Consider the following 16,636-nt stretch of genomic DNA (forward strand, 5'->3'; position numbering starts at 1 on the left):
GTAAATTTTTTGTTGCGGGATTTAATTGTTAGTTTTTGAAAAATAATGCTTCAGCCTTTAATTTTTTCTTTTGGATATTTGAGGAGATCATAATGCTCAATTCATAAAGTAAGAATAGAGGCATGGCCACAATCATCATGGTAAATGGATCTGCTGTTGGTGTAATGATAGCAGCAACTACCAAAATCAATATAGCTGCATATCTTCTATTTTTTCGCATAAATTGTGGAGTCATTACCCCAAGTTTCGAAAGAATAAAAATAACAACAGGTAATTGAAAAATTATTCCAGTTCCTAATGTCAGAGTGAGCACTGTAGACAGATACGAATCTATGGTAAATGTGTTTTCAATGCCAGGGTCAACTGTAAAATTAATCAAAAAGTTGATTGACCAAGGTGCAATAAAGTAGTAACCAAACAAAACACCCATTAAAAACAACATCGATGCAAAGAATACAAAACCTTGTGACGATTTTCTTTCGGTCTCTAATAAAGCAGGTTTAATAAATAACCATACTTCAAATAAAAGATAAGGAATTCCTAAGATTAGCCCTGCCATAATACAAGATGTCATTTGCAAGGTGAATTGTCCAGACATTTCTGTATTGATGATTTTAGCATCTATTTTAGTGATACAAAAATCTTGAGCCAAAGAGGGGAAGATAGAGGCCAATTTACAACCCATTCTATAAGTCCAAAAAGATGGATCTTTTGGCCCCATTATAATTTTACTCCAAATGAAATCTGAAAAATAGAAAGCCACACAGGTTAGTAAAGTTACAACTGCTAGCCCTCTCAGTAAATGTTTCCTTAACACATCAATATGGTCAAAGAATGACATCTCAGCTTCTAAAGTCTGTCCTTTTTTCTTTATAGTATCTATAAACTCTTGTGATTTGCTCATTGAAATTATTTGTAAACAAAAATACCATTCTGTTTGATATAGAATGGTATTTACGGTTTAAATCTATAAAAAGATTATTTTATTCTGAGAATTCGAACGTTTCCATGAATTTAGTAGTGAAATTACCTGCTCTAAAATTAGGGTCTTTCATTAATTTAAGGTGAAAAGGGATTGTAGTTTTAACACCTTCAATTACAAATTCACTTAAAGCACGCTCCATTGTACAAATTGCTTCTTCGCGAGTTTGCGCTACACAAATTAATTTTGCAATCATCGAATCATAATTAGATGGAATTTGATAACCTGCATAAACATGAGTATCTACACGTACACCATGGCCTCCTGGAGAATGGAAATTTGTGATTCTTCCTGGTGATGGTCTGAAGTTATTAAATGGATCTTCTGCGTTGATACGACATTCAATTGCGTGCATGTTTGGCACATAATTGTTTCCAGAAATTGGAATACCTGCTGCGACTTTAATTTGCTCTTTAATTAAATCGAAGTTAATCACTTCTTCTGTAACAGGGTGTTCTACTTGGATACGTGTATTCATTTCCATGAAGTAGAAGTTACGGTGTTTATCTACTAAAAACTCAACCGTTCCAGCACCTTCATAGCTTACAGCTAAAGCGCCTTTAATTGCTGCTTCACCCATTTTCTCACGCAATTCTGGAGTCATAAAAGGAGATGGAGCTTCTTCAACTAATTTTTGGTGACGACGTTGAATAGAGCAATCTCTTTCAGATAAGTGGCAAGCTTTACCATATTGATCACCAATAACTTGAATTTCGATGTGACGTGGGTCTTCAATATATTTTTCTAAATAAAGGCCATCGTTACCGAAAGCAGCACCAGATTCTTGACGAGCGCTATCCCAAGCATTTTCGAATTCTTCATCTTTCCAAACAATACGCATCCCACGGCCACCACCACCAGCAGTAGCTTTTAAAATAACAGGATATCCCATTCCTTTGGCTATTTCAATACCTTCTTTAACGCTTGATAATAAGCCTTCAGAACCTGGAATAGTAGGGACACCAGCAATTTTCATGGTTTCTTTAGCCGAAGCCTTGTCGCCCATGCCATTAATTTGCTCTGGGGTAGCACCAATGAATTTAATTCCATAATCACGGCAAACTGAAGAAAATTTAGCATTTTCTGAAAGGAAACCATAACCTGGGTGAATTGCATCAGCATTAGTTAATTCAGCAGCTGATATAATATTTGGTATACTTAAATAAGAATCTTTACTAGGGGGAGGACCTATACAAACAGCCTCATCGGCAAAACGTACATGTAAACTCTCTCTGTCTGCAGTAGAGTAAACAGCCACCGTTTTTATGCCCATTTCTTTACAGGTGCGTATTATACGTAAAGCAATTTCGCCCCTGTTGGCAATTAATATTTTTTTAAACATAATTTTTTCCGTTTTGATTACACCGATTTTTAGGATTACACTGATTTTTAAATGATTGAAAAAAATCTACTTGTGTAATTTCTTAATCTGTGAAATCTACTTAATCTGTGAAATCAATTTCTAGATAGGTTCTACTAAAAATAAGGGTTGGTCGTATTCTACTGGAGATGCATTATCAACCAGTACTTTTACTATACGTCCAGAAACTTCACTTTCAATTTCATTGAATAGTTTCATGGCTTCAATGATACATATTACTTTTCCAATACCAACTTCATCGCCAACGTTAGCAAAAGATGGCTTATCAGGGCTAGATGAACGATAGAAAGTACCAATCATTGGAGACTTTATAGTTGTATATTTTGAGGTATCCTCAGCTTCTGGAGCACTTGGTGCTTTGGTTTCAACAGCAACTGTTGGGGCTGCCGGTGCAACTGGCTGTGGCGCTGCTGCTGCAGGTAATGCTGCATTTACATAAACAGGTGCCTGGTTAGTTTTGATAGTGATCTTGAAGTTTTCTTGCTCAATAGCAACTTCATTTACTCCCGACCGAGAAACAAATTTAATGAGTTCCTGAATTTGTTTGATATCCATTCTTTTGTTGTTATGTTAAAAAAATTGGTGTCTTTATGAATTAACTAAGTTATAGTTTTTTTGTTTATTTTAATAAGAAATAAGGTTAATGGTCTATAGTTGATGGATGATAGCTTAATCGCCCCAACCATTGACTATTAACTATAGTCTATCAACTATTATAAGCCCACTTAAGGTAAATAGATCCCCATGTAAAACCCCCACCAAAAGCGGCTAAAATAATATTATCTCCCTTTTTTAACTTACTTTCCCACTCCCATAAACATAGGGGAATTGTGCCGTTGGTTGTATTTCCGTATCGTTGAATATTGATCATTACTTTGTCGGAATTTACACCCATTCTAGAAGCAGTAGCGTCAATAATACGTTTATTTGCTTGGTGTGGTACTAACCATGCTACATCATCAGGTGTTAGTTCATTGCGTTCCATTATTTCTGCAGCAACATCTGCCATATTTGTAACAGCAAACTTAAATACAGTTGGGCCTTCTTGGTGTGCATAATGTTCATTGGCATCTATGGTTTCATGAGTAGCGGGGTTAACTGAACCTCCAGCTTTCATGCCTAAGAAATCTTTTCCAGAACCATCGCTTCTTAAAATAGAATCTTGAATTCCTAATCCTTCTTCATTAGGCTCTAATAATGCACAGCCGCAACCATCACCGAAAATGATGCATGTTGTTCTATCTTGATAATTGATGATTGATGACATTTTATCGCCACCAACAACCAATACTTTTTTATGTTTCCCTGACTCAATAAATTGAGCTCCAGTACTTAACCCGAAAATGAAACCAGAACACGCTGCCTGTAAATCATAGCCCCAAGCATTTGTTGCACCAATTTTATCTGCTAAAACATTCGCTGTAGCAGGGAAGGTGAAATCTGGAGTGGTAGTACAAAAGATAATTAATTCTATTTCTTTAGCGTCAATACCTCTTTTTTTAAGCAAACCATTTACAGCATGAACTGCCATATCTGAAGTCCCTAAACCTTCACCCTTTAATATTCTTCGCTCCTTAATACCTGTTCTAGAAGTAATCCACTCGTCTGAAGTTTCAACTAGGGTTTCTAATTCGTGATTTGTTAAAATATAATCAGGAACGTAACCATTAACAGCAGTAATAGCAGCGTGAATTTTGTTCATTTTCATCTGTTTAAATATGTCTTCAGTTGTGATGAAGCTACCATGATTTTAAGTATTTTTTACGTGATTGTAAAATCATGGTGGTTTGTTTGATTTAAATTATTGGAATGCAGCTTGTATTTTTCCGACCAAATTAGAAGTAATCATATCTCTTGATTGGAAAATCATATTTTTTATTGCCTCTGGACTAGAAATTCCGTGTCCAATTAAAACTGGAGCATTAACACCTAATACGGGGCTACCACCATAGTTTTCGTAATTAAAACGATCAAAAAATTCATCTTTTAATCCTTTCTTTATGGTCAATACATAAAATGATTCTGCTAATTTAAGCATTACATTTCCAGTAAAACCATCACATACTATTACATCGGCTTTATCATTAAATAAATCTCGTCCTTCTACATTACCAACAAAATTAAAGAGCTTGGTTTCTTTCATTAGCGGAAAAGTAGCTAATGAAAGCATATTGCCTTTTTCATCTTCTTCTCCAATATTCATTAAAGCCACTTTTGGGTTTTCAATTTGCATTACATTTTCTGCATACAAACTTCCTAAAATTCCAAATTGTAATAAAGTATCTGGTTTGCAATCTGCATTTGCTCCAACATCCAACATTAAACCAATGCCACCTTTAAGTTTGGGAACAATGGTAGATAAACACGGACGAATAATACCTGGAATAGTTTTTACGCTAAATACAGCACCAACTAGCATTGCCCCAGAATTGCCAGCACTCGCGAAAGAATCTAATTTACCTTCTTTAAGGAGTTGAAAACCTACAGAAATACTAGAATTCGGCTTTTGAAGAATTGCCTTTGTAGGATGTTCGCCCATACCAATAATTTCATCGGTATGCACATATTCAAAGTGATCGGGATTGAATCCGTTCTCTGAAAGCAGGGGTTTAATCTGCTGAGTATCACCAATAAGCACCAAGTGCTCATCGGCTTTTAGGGATTGATGAGCCGCTATTGCTCCTAAAACATTAGCTTTAGGAGCATAGTCTCCGCCCATAATATCGAGACCTATTTTCATAGTAAAAATCTTTTGTGTGTAAGCAAAATTGCTTTTAAATCTATTAATCTAAGTTAAACTTTAACTAATAGAAAACACAAAAATTTTCTTAGAAAACTAACCTATTGAAGTGTTTTCAATAACTAATTTACCGTTGTAATACAAGTTACCATCAACATTGTAAGCAGTGTGAGGAACGTGTATAGCACCAGTAGTTTGGCATGTTGCCAAAGAAGGAGCTACAGCTTTATAATGTGTTCTTCTTTTATCTCTTCTTTGCTTAGAAATCTTGCGTTTTGGATGTGCCATTGCTGATTTGTTTTATTTTATTTTAATTTTTTTAATGCTTCCCAACGAGGGTCGTCATTTTGTTCTTCTTCTTTTTCTACGTTTCCGCTTGCCAGTTTTTCCAAAGTTGCTAACATTTCTGGATCGCATTTTTGGTCTGTGCCTGCTTGTTCGCAGTTATTTATATAAGGTATAGCTACATTGATAAATTCGTAAATCATTTCCGAAACATCAATTTCACTTTCCTTTCTGTTTAAAACAATGATTTCTAAATCATCGCTCTCTAACTCATCTTCTGCAAATTTTACAATCTGCCTTTCTTTAATTTCAATTGGTTGTCCAAACTCGGCTAAACACTTATCACAATTTAGTTGTATTGTTCCCCAAATATGGAAGGTCAATATCAACATTGTTTCCTGTTTATCTAATTCAAGCACAACCTTAAGTGCTCCATCTTTAACCAAAGAGTACTCAAATGCATCAAAAAAGCTTTTATCAATCTCAAAATCAAATTGATGTTTGCCCAATTTTAAGCCAGTAAACGGGATTGAAAATTGTTTTAATGCCTTCAATTGTAACTAAATTTTAGCCTGCAAAGGTAGGAAATATTTTTATAAAATGAAATATTTTTGCAAAATTGAATCTTAAAATAATTGCCACAGATTTGCAGGTTAAGCATTAGGGTGAGGTGCCAAAACCATTTCCTTATTATTCCTACTCCACTCGCTCCATGAACCCACATACAATTTAGGGATTGGTAAACCTGCATAATCCATTGCCAATAACATATGGCAAGCTGTTACACCTGATCCACAGTGTACAATTACATTTTCAGGCTGTACATCAGCCAATGCGGTAATATATTTTTCTTTTAAAGCTTCGGGAGCAAGGAACAATCCATTTTCATCCAAATTACTTGTAAATGGTATGTTTAAGGCACCTGGAATATGCCCTGCAATTAAATCTATAGGTTCAGTTAAGCCAGCAAAACGATTGGCATCTCTTACATCAACAATAGTTTGATTGCCAGTTTTACTTGCCGTTTCAACTTCATCAATAGCTGCCAAAGGCAAATTCCAATTGGTTATTTCATAAAGTTTTTTGGTTTCTACTTTAGGCACTAAGCTATTTGTAGGAAAGCCTGCTTTTATTGCGGCATCAAATCCGCCATTTACAACTTGTACTCTTTCATGACCAATCGCCCTTAACATCCACCAAAAACGGGCAGCTGCATTGCCACCATTTTTATCATCGTAAATAATAACGTGGCTATTTTTGTCTATCCCAAACTTTCCTAAAACCTCTGAAAATTGACTTAGCGTAGGCAAAGGATGTCTTCCGCCTATGGTAAAATCTCCAATATTTGCTAAATCTGTATTTAAATCAATGTATAGAGCTCCAGCTAAATGGTTTTCATCATATCTAGCTTTTGAGCCCGCACTTGCATCAATAAGTACAAATTCATCTGGATTTAAGTTAAGTAACTCTGAAGGTTGGATGATAGAAGGAATTCGGGTGTGCATAACTATTCTCAGTTAGAAAGGGTGATGTTTTTTAACCTGTGGATTATTTTAAAACCTTTGGCTAAAGAAGACTGTTGACTTATTTCTAAGGGGTAATATTTCACTAAAATTTCTTTTATCCTACACACCGGATGGAATAAAGATTGGATATCTGTCGTTACCCAAAATTCGGTGGTACTATATTCATTAGTTGTTAGGATTGCTCCTAACTCTTCATCTCCATCAAAGTCTTCCTTATATTGATAAGTTACTTTAAAGCATTTGAAGCCATTAATGATTTTTTGTTCCTGTTTAAATTCCTTAATTGTAATGTCTCTATTCTTTTGGTATTCGAAAGCGGTAGCTTCTGTTTCGGAGGTATCGCCATCCAGTACTTGTCTCCTTACGTAGTTAGAACTATCTTGATTAATGTATGAGAAGCTATGGGGTATAGTTTCGTCAGCTGATTCAAAGCTTTTTATAAATCTATTCTCATAAACATGATGAGAATTCTTGTGTTTTTGCTGTACCATATAGTCTGCCATTATGTTCGTGCTGATGAATTGCTGTAACAAGGTAGTATCAATCTTTTGATTTCCCTCCAACTCTAGTTTGGCTCGTAGATGGTTGATCATTTTTTGCTGTATTCCCTTCATGGTAGCATTAAACAGCACTTCGTCTAGTATGATATTTTCAGAAGTGAAAACTACTTCTCCTTTCTTTGGAATGATTTTTTTTTGCTGAGCCGAAACAGCTATTGTTAGGGACAATATGCAAAAGCAACAACAAAAGGATAAAAGCTTTCTGAACATAAATGCTTAATTTTTTATACAAGCCTTAATTCGCATCATCCTTTACATCGCTAGCAGTTTCTATTAATTTCTCGCCACTACGCAACTGATTTTTCAATAGACTTTCTTGCTCTCTTCTATGTTCTACAATATGTACTGCTGCAAAAACAGCTTCCATAAATGATGTTGGGTCTGCAATATTTTTGCCAGCAATATCATAGCCAGTTCCATGGTCTGGAGAAGTGCGTACAAATTTTAAACCTGCTGTGTAATTTACACCAGTATCAAAAGCAATTGTTTTAAAAGGAATTAAACCTTGATCGTGGTACATCGCTAAAACAGCATCAAACTTTTTGTAAGTGCCGTTGCCAAAAAAACCATCTGCAGGATATGGGCCAAAACAAATGATTCCCTTATCAAAAGCCTCTTGTATAGCTGGTGAAATGATTTCTGCTTCTTCTTTGCCTAAAAGTCCGTTATCACTAGCATGTGGATTTAAACCCAAAACAGCAATTTTTGGTTTTTCAATCCAGAAATCTTTCTTTAAACTATCGTTAATCAATTGGATTTTTTTAACGATTTTCTCTTTGGTTATCGCAGCTGGCACTTCTAAAACTGGTATATGACCAGTAACTACACCAACACGTAAGCCTTCGCTGATTAAAAACATCAGCACATCATGACTTCCGCTACGTTCTTGCAAATATTCTGTATGACCAGGAAAGCTAAAATTTTCTGACTGGATGTTGTTTTTATTAATTGGAGCAGTAACTAAAGCATCAATAGACCCATTTACCAAGTCATCAGTAGCTTTTTGTAGTGATAAAAAAGCATATTTTCCACCTGTTTCATTGGCGACACCAAGTTCTATTTTTACATCTTCTTCCCAGGCATTAATCATGTTCACCTTACGTGGATTTGCCTCTGCAGGAGAATTGATTGCATTAAACATGAAATCGCTCATGTGTAAAGCCTTTCTATGAAAAGATGCTACTTTAGTATGTCCATAAATTATTGGGGTACAGTAATCTAGCATTTTTGTTTCTATAAAAGTCTTAAGAATAACTTCTAAACCAATACCATTTATATCACCTATACTTATACCTATTTTAACTTTATCGCTCATTACTTAATTGAAAGAATTTAGCGCAAATTAATAATTTAACCGCAATTAAACGATAAACCGCAAAGATGCAAAGAACGCAAAGTGTTTAAATCTGTCTTTGCGTCCTTCGCGACCTTTGCGGTTAGCTCTTAAACCTAAAATACTTACCTTTGTGTTTATGAGTTTAGTAAAAGCAAAAAAACATTTAGGGCAACATTTTTTAACAGATAAAAAGATTGCCGAAAAAATTGTGAACGGACTAATTCATACCGATCAATACAGACAAGTTTTAGAAGTTGGCCCAGGGATGGGAATTCTTTCCGATATCCTATTAGAAAGAGAAAATCTAGAGACTTTTTTGATTGACATTGATATTGAATCATATCATTTCTTAGCTGATAAGTATCCAAAACTGGGAGATAGGTTAATAAATGGAGACTTTTTGAAGTTAGATTTAACTTCTATTTTTCCAGGTAAATTTGCCGTGATTGGTAATTTTCCTTACAATATCTCCTCGCAAATTCTATTTAAAATTTTAGAACATAAAGATAACGTGGTAGAAATGGTAGGCATGTTTCAGAAAGAAGTTGCCGAACGCTGTGCCTCAAAATCTGGCACAAAAGAATACGGAATTTTAAGTGTTTTAATTCAGGCTTATTACAATATAGAATATTTATTTACAGTAAAGCCTGGTACTTTTAATCCGCCACCAAAAGTTAATTCCGGTGTTATTCGTTTAAGCAGAAATAAAATGGAAACCTTGCCTTGCGATGAAAAATTGTTTTGGCGTGCAGTAAAAGGTGGATTTAACCAACGCCGTAAAACTTTGAGAAATTCATTATCTGGCACTATTCCGAAAGATAAAATGGATGACCATCCGTTTTTTGATAAAAGAGCGGAGCAATTAAGTGTAGAAGATTTTATAGCTTTAACACAGCATCTTTCTGAGTTGACAAAATAAAAATATTACACCTACTATGGCTCATCAATATATAAAAGGATGCTTATTTACATTGCTGACGTTTACAGCCATAATGGTTTTTGGACAAGACAGCTTAAGTGTAAATAATGTTAGCAGGCCAGGCTACAAAAAATGGACAAATTCTAAATCCTCATTACGTTTTGGTCTTGGAGTACAAAAAACTTTTTTTGCCGAAGTGGGCTTATCTAGGCACAAATATTTGTATAATGATTTAGGTTACGCATCAAAGGCATATTATACTTCGGTTGAATGGGTTCCAAAATTTTCAAATGCTAATAACCATATTTATGGGATAAAAGCTGGTTATGAATTAAATGCAAGAATACTGGCATTAGGATTAGAAGCTAAATATCAAACCGATTTTAAAGATAATGATATTATTTTAACGCCTAAAATAGGAGTTGGAGTAATGGGAGTGTTGAACTTGTTTTACGGTTATAACATTTCTACAAACAAAAGCCCGTTTCCTTATATAAGACATCATCAGTTTTCAATAGTCTGTAATTTTAACAACGAATTTTTTAAGAACGCAAAAAGTAAATGAAAATATTAATTATAGATGATTTACATCCTGCATTTAAGGAAAGAGCAATTGCTTTAGGTTTTGAAGTTGATGATAAACCTTTAATCACAAGAGAAGAAACTTTAGCAATTATTAAAGATTATGTGGGTATTGCTGTGCGTACCAAATTCAGAATTGATCTAGAACTTTTTAATGCTGCACCGAATTTAAAGTTCGTAGCTAGAGCAGGGGCAGGGTTAGATAATATTGATGAAGCTATAGCAAATGAGCGAAATATCCATTTGATGAATGCCCCAGAAGGAAATAGAGATGCAGTAGGCGAGCATGCAATAGGACTTTTGCTCTCCTTAATGAACAATTTCCGCAATGCTGATAATGAGATTAGAACTGGGGTTTGGGATAGGGAAGGCAATCGTGGTTATGAATTAAAAGGCAAAACTGTAGGGATAATTGGTTATGGATTTATGGGTCAAAAAATGGCTCAGAAATTAGCTGGCTTTGAAGTAAATGTAATTGCCTACGATAAATATAAAACTGGCTTTACTAACGAGTTTGCTCGCGAGGTAAGTATGGAAGAGATTGTAAAACATAGTGATGTGCTGAGTTTACATGTTCCATTAACTAAAGAAACTCGACAAATGGTTAATGATGAATATTTTTATCATTTCAAAAAACCAATATTTTTTATCAATACAGCTAGGGGCGAAATTGTAAATACTTCAGCTGTGCTAGCCAATATAAAAAAAGGTAAAATTTTAGGAGCAGGACTTGATGTGCTAGAAACTGAGAAGTTTCCGGCATTGGGAGAACAAGATTGGTATGGTGATTTAAAAACGAGTGGAAAGCTTATTTTGACCCCGCATGTTGGTGGATGGACTTTCGACTCCTATCGTAAAATTTCTGAAGTTTTAGCGCAAAAGCTAGCTGAAATCAAATTATAATTCCCTAAATTGCTTTTGCAAGGTAGAAGGTTGGCGGCGTAAGATAATTCTGTCTAAATACTATATACTAACTACTAAATACTTTTTTTATGGCAAAGGAACATCAATATAAAACCAATTTGGTTTGGGCAGGAAACAAAGGTTCAGGAACAATGGATTATCGTTCTTATGATCGAGATTTTGTAGTTTCAATTGAAAATAAAGCGCCAATTTCAGGCTCTTCGGACTCTGTATTTTTGGGCGATAAAACTAAATACAATCCAGAAGATCTTTTACTAGCCTCCGTTTCTTCTTGCCACATGCTTTGGTATTTGCATTTATGCTCTAAAAACGATATTGTAGTGATGGAGTATAGAGATAATGCAGTTGGTACAATGGTAGAAAGCGCAGATGGAAGTGGACATTTCTCCTCCATTTTATTGCAACCTGAAGTTCTCATTTCTAAAAAAGAGCAAATTGAGCAAGCAAATGCTTTGCATGAAGAAGCTAATAAAATGTGCTTTATTGCAAACTCATTGAATTTCCCAATAAAGCATCAGCCAGTTTGTAAGGCGATAAATGAGTAAACTCATATTTTTTCATTTAAAATATTTGCTTTTGTAAGAATAGGCTTATATCTTCGTTTTGATTGAAGCAAGACTATGTAGGCTAGATGCCGATGTAGTCTTGTTTGTTTTTTAGAGGATTTTAGAAGAATAACTAAATATGTCAGACGTAACTTATTATACCCAAGAAGGTTTAGATAAACTAAAAGAGGAATTACACAGGTTAAAAACTGTAGACAGGGCGGCAATATCTAAGGCTATTGCAGAAGCTAGGGATAAAGGTGATTTATCAGAAAATGCTGAGTACGATGCGGCTAAAGAAGCACAAGGTTTACATGAGGCGAAAATCTCTAAAATGGAAGCTACACTTTCTAGCGCACGACTGATAGATGAAAGCAAACTTGATTTAACTAAGGTTTTAGCACTGTCTATTGTTAAAATTAAAAATGTTAAAAACGGTGCTACAATGACTTATCAATTGGTAGCAGAAAGCGAAGCTGATTTGAAAACAGGAAAAATTTCTGTTAAATCTCCTATTGCACAAGGTTTATTAGGTAAATCTGTTGGAGACACTACGGAAATCCAAGTGCCTGCCGGTAAAATGGAATTTGAAATATTAGAGATCTCAAGATAATAAGAAGTTGCAAGTTCCGGGTTGCAAGTTGCGAGCCTGTAACCCATAACTCATAACCCTCAACTTAATTATGAGCATATTTTCTAAAATTGTAAGTGGAGAAATCCAAGCGCATGTAGTAGCCGAAACTACAGAGTTTATGGCTTTTTTAGACGTAAATCCATTAGTAATGGGGCACGTTTTGGTAATACCTAAAAAAGAAATAGATTATATTTTCGATATGGATGAGGAAAGCTATTTTGGCTTAACCTTGTTTGCGAAAATTGTTGCTGTTGGTTTAAAAAAGGCTTTTCCTTGTAAAAAGGTTGGCGTTGCTGTTATTGGTCTTGAGGTTCCTCATACTCACATTCACCTTATTCCAATGAATAATGTAAGTGATATGAATTTCAGTAAGGAAAAACTTAAACCTACTCAAGAAGAATTAGCAGAAGCTGCTGAAAAAATTAAAGCAGAATTGTAAGTCTGGTAATTTTTTTACGACAGAGTAATGAGTATTTAGAGAGAATTTAAAATAACCCTAAGCATCTTTCTATTCTTTATCCAATTAAGTGTGGTACAAACCTACTTTTATTGTCTGTAATTAACCTATTTGCTTCTCTTACCCCAATGCCAGCGGGAGTTTGACCAATAATCCAACTGCCAATTAATGGATAATTTCCATTAAAGTTTGGCAACTCAAACAAATCTTGGTAAATAAAACCTTCTTCACCATATTCTCCACTGGTTTTCTCTAAAGACCTGCCTTCTTTTTGTAATTCAATATTTGCTCCTTCTCTAGAGAGAATTGGTTTCTTAGCATAATTGATCAAGTCTCCCTTATCAAAATAAGCTTTTAACAAGTTTGGATGATAAGGATACAATTCCCAAAGAATTGGTAAAATAGCTTTGTTAGACAAAATCATTTTCCAAATGGGCTCTATCCATAAAGTATTTGTATGATCAACTGTTAAGTTTTTGCCAAAATCTTCATTCAACAACCACTCATAAGGATAAAGTTTAAAGATGTTGCGGATTTGTTCATCTTCTAGATCTACGAAAAACTCTCGGGCATTGTCCCAGCCGATATCATCAATAAATACCAATTTGGTATCTATTTTTGCTTGTATGGCACAGTCTCTTAAATATTCGGTTGTAGTTAAATCTTCCAAACTTTCTTTTATACATGCAAAGTGCAGTTTACCATGATTAAGATAATGCTTTAATTCTCCCCAATAAGCTATTAATTTTTCGTGAATAGAATTAAATTGATCTTTGTTTTTATCAAAATCCTGTAACCAAAACCATTGTACAATTCCGGCTTCATATAAAGAAGTTGGCGTATCAGCATTAAACTCTAAAAGTTTAAGTTGACCATCCTTAAATGCGAAATCGAACCTTCCATAAATTGAAGGATAATCATCATCCCATGATTTTTCTAAATATGGGACAATCCATTCTGGAATATGAAATTTAGCATAAAGTTTCTTATCTATAACATATTGAACAGCACTTAGGCACATTTCCCAAAGTTCTGCTGTAGCAATTTCTATCTGTTCTATTTCAGTGAGAGAGAATTTATAATATACACTTTCATCCCAATAGGGAACATCGGTTGAATGAAATCCAAATCCTAATTTTTCTACTGCAGATTGCCAATTATTTCTTGGCTCTATTTTTATTCTTTCCATTATGAAGAAACAGTAGCACCCTTGCCAAAACCACCTCGTATAATTCCATACTTGCCAGTGTTAGAGCCAATGTTAGAACGTTCACTTATGCCGCCGCTGTAATACCCCGCTCTGTTGTAAACACCATTGTTATACCTGCCGTAAGGTCTAAAGGCATAATACCACAATAAGGCTGTGCCAATACCGGCGCCGTGATGTGAACGTGAGTAGTTAGCAGTAGAATCAGAACGCATATAAACTTTAGGTTCATCTTCATTCCACTCTTTTTCTTTTTTATCGCAAGAAGCCAGGGCTGCAGTAATTAAAACCAAACTAATGTATTTACTCTTCTTCATGCTATTTAACAGTAATATAAAATTCGTAATCCTTTCTTACCATAGCAGTTTGTGCATTTCCATCTTGATCTTCTCCCTTTGCAAGTGTGGTACCTAAAGATTTTAAAGTATCAACCTTAATTAAGGTTTTATCTAGTTGGTTTTTTACCCAAATCTTATGGGTAGTGGTTAAAATGTCAAAGTCTTTTTCGTGTTTAACACTCACAACAGTTTCTATAGAGCCATCTTTATTTGGCTCACTAACTACATCTTCATTTTTCTCTTTACAAGAAGCAAACATGAGGGCTAATAAAATTATAGGTAATAGTTTTTTCATCAGATGGTGGAGGTTAAATTATCTTGCCAATTTATCATTATTTTTATGTCTATCCGCGTCGCGGATAGTTTTCTTCTCTAAATTTTTAATCAACGCTTCGTTTAAATCAATTCCTGTCTGGTTAGCCAAGCAAATTAACACAAATAAAACATCAGCCATTTCATCTGCTAAATTTACTTCCTCATCACTTTTCTTAAAGGATTGTTCACCGTATTTACGAGACATGATACGAGCTACTTCACCAACTTCCTCCATTAAAATTGCGGTATTTGTGAGCTCATTAAAATAACGAATTCCCGTTGTTTTTATCCAGTTGTCAACTAAAGATTGCGCTTCTCTAACCCCTAAATCGCCTGAAGTGGACTTTTCGGTCAAATCGTTTATATTTTTATTCATATTAAATTAAGCTAATCTCTCTTTAGGTGGCAAGGGGGTTATTCTTTATTTTTAGTGTCCATCACAATTGTAACTGGCCCATCATTTAATAAACTAACTTTCATATCAGCGCCGAAAATGCCACATTGTATTTTTTTATTTAGCAGGGTTGATAATTGCTTAATCATTTCCTCATACATGGGGATGGCTTTATCTGGTCTCGCTGCTCTGGTAAAACCTGGCCTATTTCCCTTTTTTGTTGCCGCAAATAAAGTAAACTGACTAATTAATAAAATGTTGCCATTAATATCAGCAAGTGATTTATTCATCAAATCATTCTCATCTCCAAAAACTCGCATACCCGCAATTTTTTGAGCTAACCATTCTAAATCTTCTTGTGTATCTGCATCTTCAATTCCCAATAATACCAAGAAACCATTTTCAATTTCTCCAGTAATTTGATCATCTACCTTACAGCTTGCTTGCGTAACTCTTTGAATAACTGCTCTCATACCTTAGGTGGTTTGGGGTTTAAGCTCTAGTATCGTTGTTATGAAAAATGCTCAAATAGCTTTCATACCTGCTCACTTCAATTTCACCATCCTCTACCGCCTTAATAACTGCACAACCAGGTTCATTTACATGACGACAATTATTAAATCGGCATTGATTTAAACGTTCACGCATCTCTACAAAATAATGGCTCAGTTCTTCAGGTTTAATGTCGAAGACACCTAATTCCCTAATTCCCGGTGTATCAATTAAATAACCCCCGAAAGGTAAGGTATGCATTTCTGCAAAAGTGGTAGTATGCTGACCTTTATCACTCCAATCAGATATTTCGCCTGTTTTAATCTCAAAACCAGGTAATAAAGCATTAATTAAACTAGATTTTCCAACACCAGAATGACCAGAAAATAGAGTTGTTTTGTCTTTTAGCAAATCTTGTATTTGGTCAACATTTGTGCCTTTTAAGGCAGAAACCTCATAACAAGGATAACCGATTTTCTCGTAAATGGCTTTATATTCAGCTAAAAACTCTAAGCCTTGTTTGCTAAATAAATCGAGTTTATTAAATATCAAACAAGTTGGTATGCTGTAAGCTTCAGAAGTAACTAAAAAGCGATCAATAAAACCAAGGGAGGTACGTGGAGAAGCCAAGGTTACAATCAGAAAAGCTTGGTCTAAATTCGCAGCAATAATTTGTGCCTGTTTACTTAAGTTAATGGATTTGCGGATGATGTAATTTTTTCTATCCTGCAAAGTATCAATTACTCCAGTTTCAGCATTTGGTTCTAATTCAAAACCAACCTTATCACCCACAGCAATTGGATTAGTGGTTTGGATACCCTGAATCCTAAATTTGCCTTTAATACGGCAATCATAGGTTTTACCATCTTCGGCATAAACTTGGTACCAACTTCCTGTAGATTTAATGACTAATCCTTGCATAAAGCACAAATGTAATAAAATGTAAGGTGTAAGATGGAAAATGTGGGGTGGATTATTTTTGAAAAGCAAATGCAGTATTTCAGTTTGAGGATAGTCCT

At 34.8% G+C, this 16,636-nt stretch carries 22 protein-coding genes; 6 read left to right on the forward strand and 16 right to left on the reverse strand.

Annotation, left to right across the window (positions count from 1 at the left end; all coding sequences use genetic code 11):
- Positions 1-28 precede the first annotated feature (28 nt).
- The 10 genes from tatC to pdxA form a co-directional block, all read right to left on the reverse strand.
- A complete protein-coding gene (tatC, locus tag FA048_RS05820) occupies positions 29-904 on the reverse strand; it encodes a twin-arginine translocase subunit TatC (protein ID WP_205943423.1) in 876 nt (291 codons plus the stop codon).
- Positions 905-983: 79 nt separating this feature from the next.
- Complete coding sequence (gene accC / locus FA048_RS05825; protein ID WP_136839252.1) at positions 984-2,324, reverse strand: acetyl-CoA carboxylase biotin carboxylase subunit; 1,341 nt, start codon at positions 2,322-2,324, stop codon at positions 984-986.
- 120 nt (positions 2,325-2,444) lie between these two features.
- Complete coding sequence (gene accB / locus FA048_RS05830; protein WP_136839253.1) at positions 2,445-2,918, reverse strand: acetyl-CoA carboxylase biotin carboxyl carrier protein; 474 nt, start codon at positions 2,916-2,918, stop codon at positions 2,445-2,447.
- A gap of 151 nt (positions 2,919-3,069) precedes the next feature.
- Positions 3,070-4,065: a beta-ketoacyl-ACP synthase III gene (locus tag FA048_RS05835; RefSeq protein ID WP_136839254.1), complete on the reverse strand. Its 996-nt coding sequence runs from the start codon at positions 4,063-4,065 to the stop codon at positions 3,070-3,072.
- A gap of 99 nt (positions 4,066-4,164) precedes the next feature.
- Complete coding sequence (plsX, locus tag FA048_RS05840; protein WP_136839255.1) at positions 4,165-5,103, reverse strand: phosphate acyltransferase PlsX; 939 nt, start codon at positions 5,101-5,103, stop codon at positions 4,165-4,167.
- A 96-nt stretch (positions 5,104-5,199) separates the two neighbouring features.
- Positions 5,200-5,391, reverse strand: a complete 192-nt coding sequence (rpmF, locus tag FA048_RS05845; RefSeq protein ID WP_131552139.1) for a 50S ribosomal protein L32 — start codon at positions 5,389-5,391, stop codon at positions 5,200-5,202.
- A gap of 17 nt (positions 5,392-5,408) precedes the next feature.
- The gene (locus tag FA048_RS05850; protein WP_136839256.1) at positions 5,409-5,942 is read right to left on the reverse strand and encodes a YceD family protein; all 534 of its coding nucleotides are present in this window, start codon (positions 5,940-5,942) and stop codon (positions 5,409-5,411) included.
- Between the two features lie 99 nt (positions 5,943-6,041).
- Positions 6,042-6,893, reverse strand: a complete 852-nt coding sequence (locus FA048_RS05855; protein ID WP_136839257.1) for a sulfurtransferase — start codon at positions 6,891-6,893, stop codon at positions 6,042-6,044.
- An 8-nt stretch (positions 6,894-6,901) separates the two neighbouring features.
- Positions 6,902-7,642 (reverse strand): hypothetical protein, encoded by a 741-nt coding sequence (locus tag FA048_RS05860; RefSeq protein WP_136839258.1) that lies wholly within the window; start codon positions 7,640-7,642, stop codon positions 6,902-6,904.
- Between the two features lie 67 nt (positions 7,643-7,709).
- The gene (gene pdxA / locus FA048_RS05865; RefSeq protein ID WP_136839259.1) at positions 7,710-8,789 is read right to left on the reverse strand and encodes a 4-hydroxythreonine-4-phosphate dehydrogenase PdxA; all 1,080 of its coding nucleotides are present in this window, start codon (positions 8,787-8,789) and stop codon (positions 7,710-7,712) included.
- A 157-nt stretch (positions 8,790-8,946) separates the two neighbouring features.
- Here pdxA and rsmA point away from each other — a divergent pair, with 157 nt between their 5' ends.
- From rsmA to FA048_RS05895, 6 genes are all read left to right on the forward strand, one after another.
- Positions 8,947-9,729, forward strand: a complete 783-nt coding sequence (gene rsmA, locus FA048_RS05870) for a 16S rRNA (adenine(1518)-N(6)/adenine(1519)-N(6))-dimethyltransferase RsmA (protein ID WP_136839260.1) — start codon at positions 8,947-8,949, stop codon at positions 9,727-9,729.
- A 16-nt stretch (positions 9,730-9,745) separates the two neighbouring features.
- Positions 9,746-10,294, forward strand: a complete 549-nt coding sequence (locus tag FA048_RS05875; RefSeq protein ID WP_136839261.1) for a hypothetical protein — start codon at positions 9,746-9,748, stop codon at positions 10,292-10,294.
- Positions 10,291-11,214, forward strand: a complete 924-nt coding sequence (locus FA048_RS05880; protein WP_136839262.1) for an NAD(P)-dependent oxidoreductase — start codon at positions 10,291-10,293, stop codon at positions 11,212-11,214. Before FA048_RS05875 ends, FA048_RS05880 begins: the two co-directional genes overlap by 4 nt.
- Positions 11,215-11,303: 89 nt before the next feature.
- Positions 11,304-11,780: an OsmC family protein gene (locus tag FA048_RS05885; protein ID WP_136839263.1), complete on the forward strand. Its 477-nt coding sequence runs from the start codon at positions 11,304-11,306 to the stop codon at positions 11,778-11,780.
- Between the two features lie 139 nt (positions 11,781-11,919).
- Complete coding sequence (greA, locus tag FA048_RS05890) at positions 11,920-12,393, forward strand: transcription elongation factor GreA (RefSeq protein ID WP_136839264.1); 474 nt, start codon at positions 11,920-11,922, stop codon at positions 12,391-12,393.
- A gap of 67 nt (positions 12,394-12,460) precedes the next feature.
- Entirely contained in the window at positions 12,461-12,853 is a 393-nt protein-coding gene (locus FA048_RS05895; RefSeq protein ID WP_136839265.1) for an HIT family protein, read from the forward strand.
- Between the two features lie 76 nt (positions 12,854-12,929).
- Here FA048_RS05895 and FA048_RS05900 read toward each other — a convergent pair whose 3' ends face one another.
- Genes FA048_RS05900 through rsgA form a run of 6 tightly spaced genes read right to left on the reverse strand, consistent with a single transcriptional unit; the run spans position 12,930 to position 16,538 of the window.
- Entirely contained in the window at positions 12,930-14,060 is a 1,131-nt protein-coding gene (locus FA048_RS05900; RefSeq protein WP_136839266.1) for a glutathionylspermidine synthase family protein, read from the reverse strand.
- Positions 14,060-14,395, reverse strand: a complete 336-nt coding sequence (locus tag FA048_RS05905) for a hypothetical protein (protein ID WP_136839267.1) — start codon at positions 14,393-14,395, stop codon at positions 14,060-14,062. Before FA048_RS05905 ends, FA048_RS05900 begins: the two co-directional genes overlap by 1 nt.
- Before the next feature lies 1 nt (position 14,396).
- On the reverse strand, positions 14,397-14,711 hold the full coding sequence (locus FA048_RS05910; RefSeq protein ID WP_136839268.1) for a hypothetical protein: 315 nt from the start codon (positions 14,709-14,711) through the stop codon (positions 14,397-14,399).
- Positions 14,712-14,729: 18 nt separating this feature from the next.
- Positions 14,730-15,107: a nucleotide pyrophosphohydrolase gene (locus FA048_RS05915; RefSeq protein ID WP_136839269.1), complete on the reverse strand. Its 378-nt coding sequence runs from the start codon at positions 15,105-15,107 to the stop codon at positions 14,730-14,732.
- A gap of 38 nt (positions 15,108-15,145) precedes the next feature.
- Positions 15,146-15,598: a D-aminoacyl-tRNA deacylase gene (dtd, locus tag FA048_RS05920; protein ID WP_136839270.1), complete on the reverse strand. Its 453-nt coding sequence runs from the start codon at positions 15,596-15,598 to the stop codon at positions 15,146-15,148.
- A gap of 19 nt (positions 15,599-15,617) precedes the next feature.
- Positions 15,618-16,538, reverse strand: a complete 921-nt coding sequence (gene rsgA, locus FA048_RS05925) for a ribosome small subunit-dependent GTPase A (RefSeq protein ID WP_136839271.1) — start codon at positions 16,536-16,538, stop codon at positions 15,618-15,620.
- Positions 16,539-16,636: the final 98 nt, after the last annotated feature.

This window comes from Pedobacter polaris, assembly GCF_005116505.1.
Lineage (GTDB): Bacteria > Bacteroidota > Bacteroidia > Sphingobacteriales > Sphingobacteriaceae > Pedobacter > Pedobacter polaris.

Bases quoted from the DNA above. Each gene is read 5' to 3' on its own strand.
- tatC (WP_205943423.1), bottom strand. From the start codon at position 904: ATGAGCAAATCACAAGAGTTTATAGATACTATAAAGAAAAAAGGACAG.
- accC (WP_136839252.1), bottom strand. From the start codon at position 2,324: ATGTTTAAAAAAATATTAATTGCCAACAGGGGCGAAATTGCTTTACGT.
- accB (WP_136839253.1), bottom strand. From the start codon at position 2,918: ATGGATATCAAACAAATTCAGGAACTCATTAAATTTGTTTCTCGGTCG.
- FA048_RS05835 (WP_136839254.1), bottom strand. From the start codon at position 4,065: ATGAACAAAATTCACGCTGCTATTACTGCTGTTAATGGTTACGTTCCT.
- plsX (WP_136839255.1), bottom strand. From the start codon at position 5,103: ATGAAAATAGGTCTCGATATTATGGGCGGAGACTATGCTCCTAAAGCT.
- rpmF (WP_131552139.1), bottom strand. From the start codon at position 5,391: ATGGCACATCCAAAACGCAAGATTTCTAAGCAAAGAAGAGATAAAAGA.
- FA048_RS05855 (WP_136839257.1), bottom strand. From the start codon at position 6,893: ATGCACACCCGAATTCCTTCTATCATCCAACCTTCAGAGTTACTTAAC.
- pdxA (WP_136839259.1), bottom strand. From the start codon at position 8,789: ATGAGCGATAAAGTTAAAATAGGTATAAGTATAGGTGATATAAATGGT.
- rsmA (WP_136839260.1), top strand. From the start codon at position 8,947: ATGAGTTTAGTAAAAGCAAAAAAACATTTAGGGCAACATTTTTTAACA.
- FA048_RS05875 (WP_136839261.1), top strand. From the start codon at position 9,746: ATGGCTCATCAATATATAAAAGGATGCTTATTTACATTGCTGACGTTT.
- FA048_RS05880 (WP_136839262.1), top strand. From the start codon at position 10,291: ATGAAAATATTAATTATAGATGATTTACATCCTGCATTTAAGGAAAGA.
- FA048_RS05885 (WP_136839263.1), top strand. From the start codon at position 11,304: ATGGCAAAGGAACATCAATATAAAACCAATTTGGTTTGGGCAGGAAAC.
- greA (WP_136839264.1), top strand. From the start codon at position 11,920: ATGTCAGACGTAACTTATTATACCCAAGAAGGTTTAGATAAACTAAAA.
- FA048_RS05900 (WP_136839266.1), bottom strand. From the start codon at position 14,060: ATGGAAAGAATAAAAATAGAGCCAAGAAATAATTGGCAATCTGCAGTA.
- FA048_RS05905 (WP_136839267.1), bottom strand. From the start codon at position 14,395: ATGAAGAAGAGTAAATACATTAGTTTGGTTTTAATTACTGCAGCCCTG.
- FA048_RS05910 (WP_136839268.1), bottom strand. From the start codon at position 14,711: ATGAAAAAACTATTACCTATAATTTTATTAGCCCTCATGTTTGCTTCT.
- FA048_RS05915 (WP_136839269.1), bottom strand. From the start codon at position 15,107: ATGAATAAAAATATAAACGATTTGACCGAAAAGTCCACTTCAGGCGAT.
- dtd (WP_136839270.1), bottom strand. From the start codon at position 15,598: ATGAGAGCAGTTATTCAAAGAGTTACGCAAGCAAGCTGTAAGGTAGAT.
- rsgA (WP_136839271.1), bottom strand. From the start codon at position 16,538: ATGCAAGGATTAGTCATTAAATCTACAGGAAGTTGGTACCAAGTTTAT.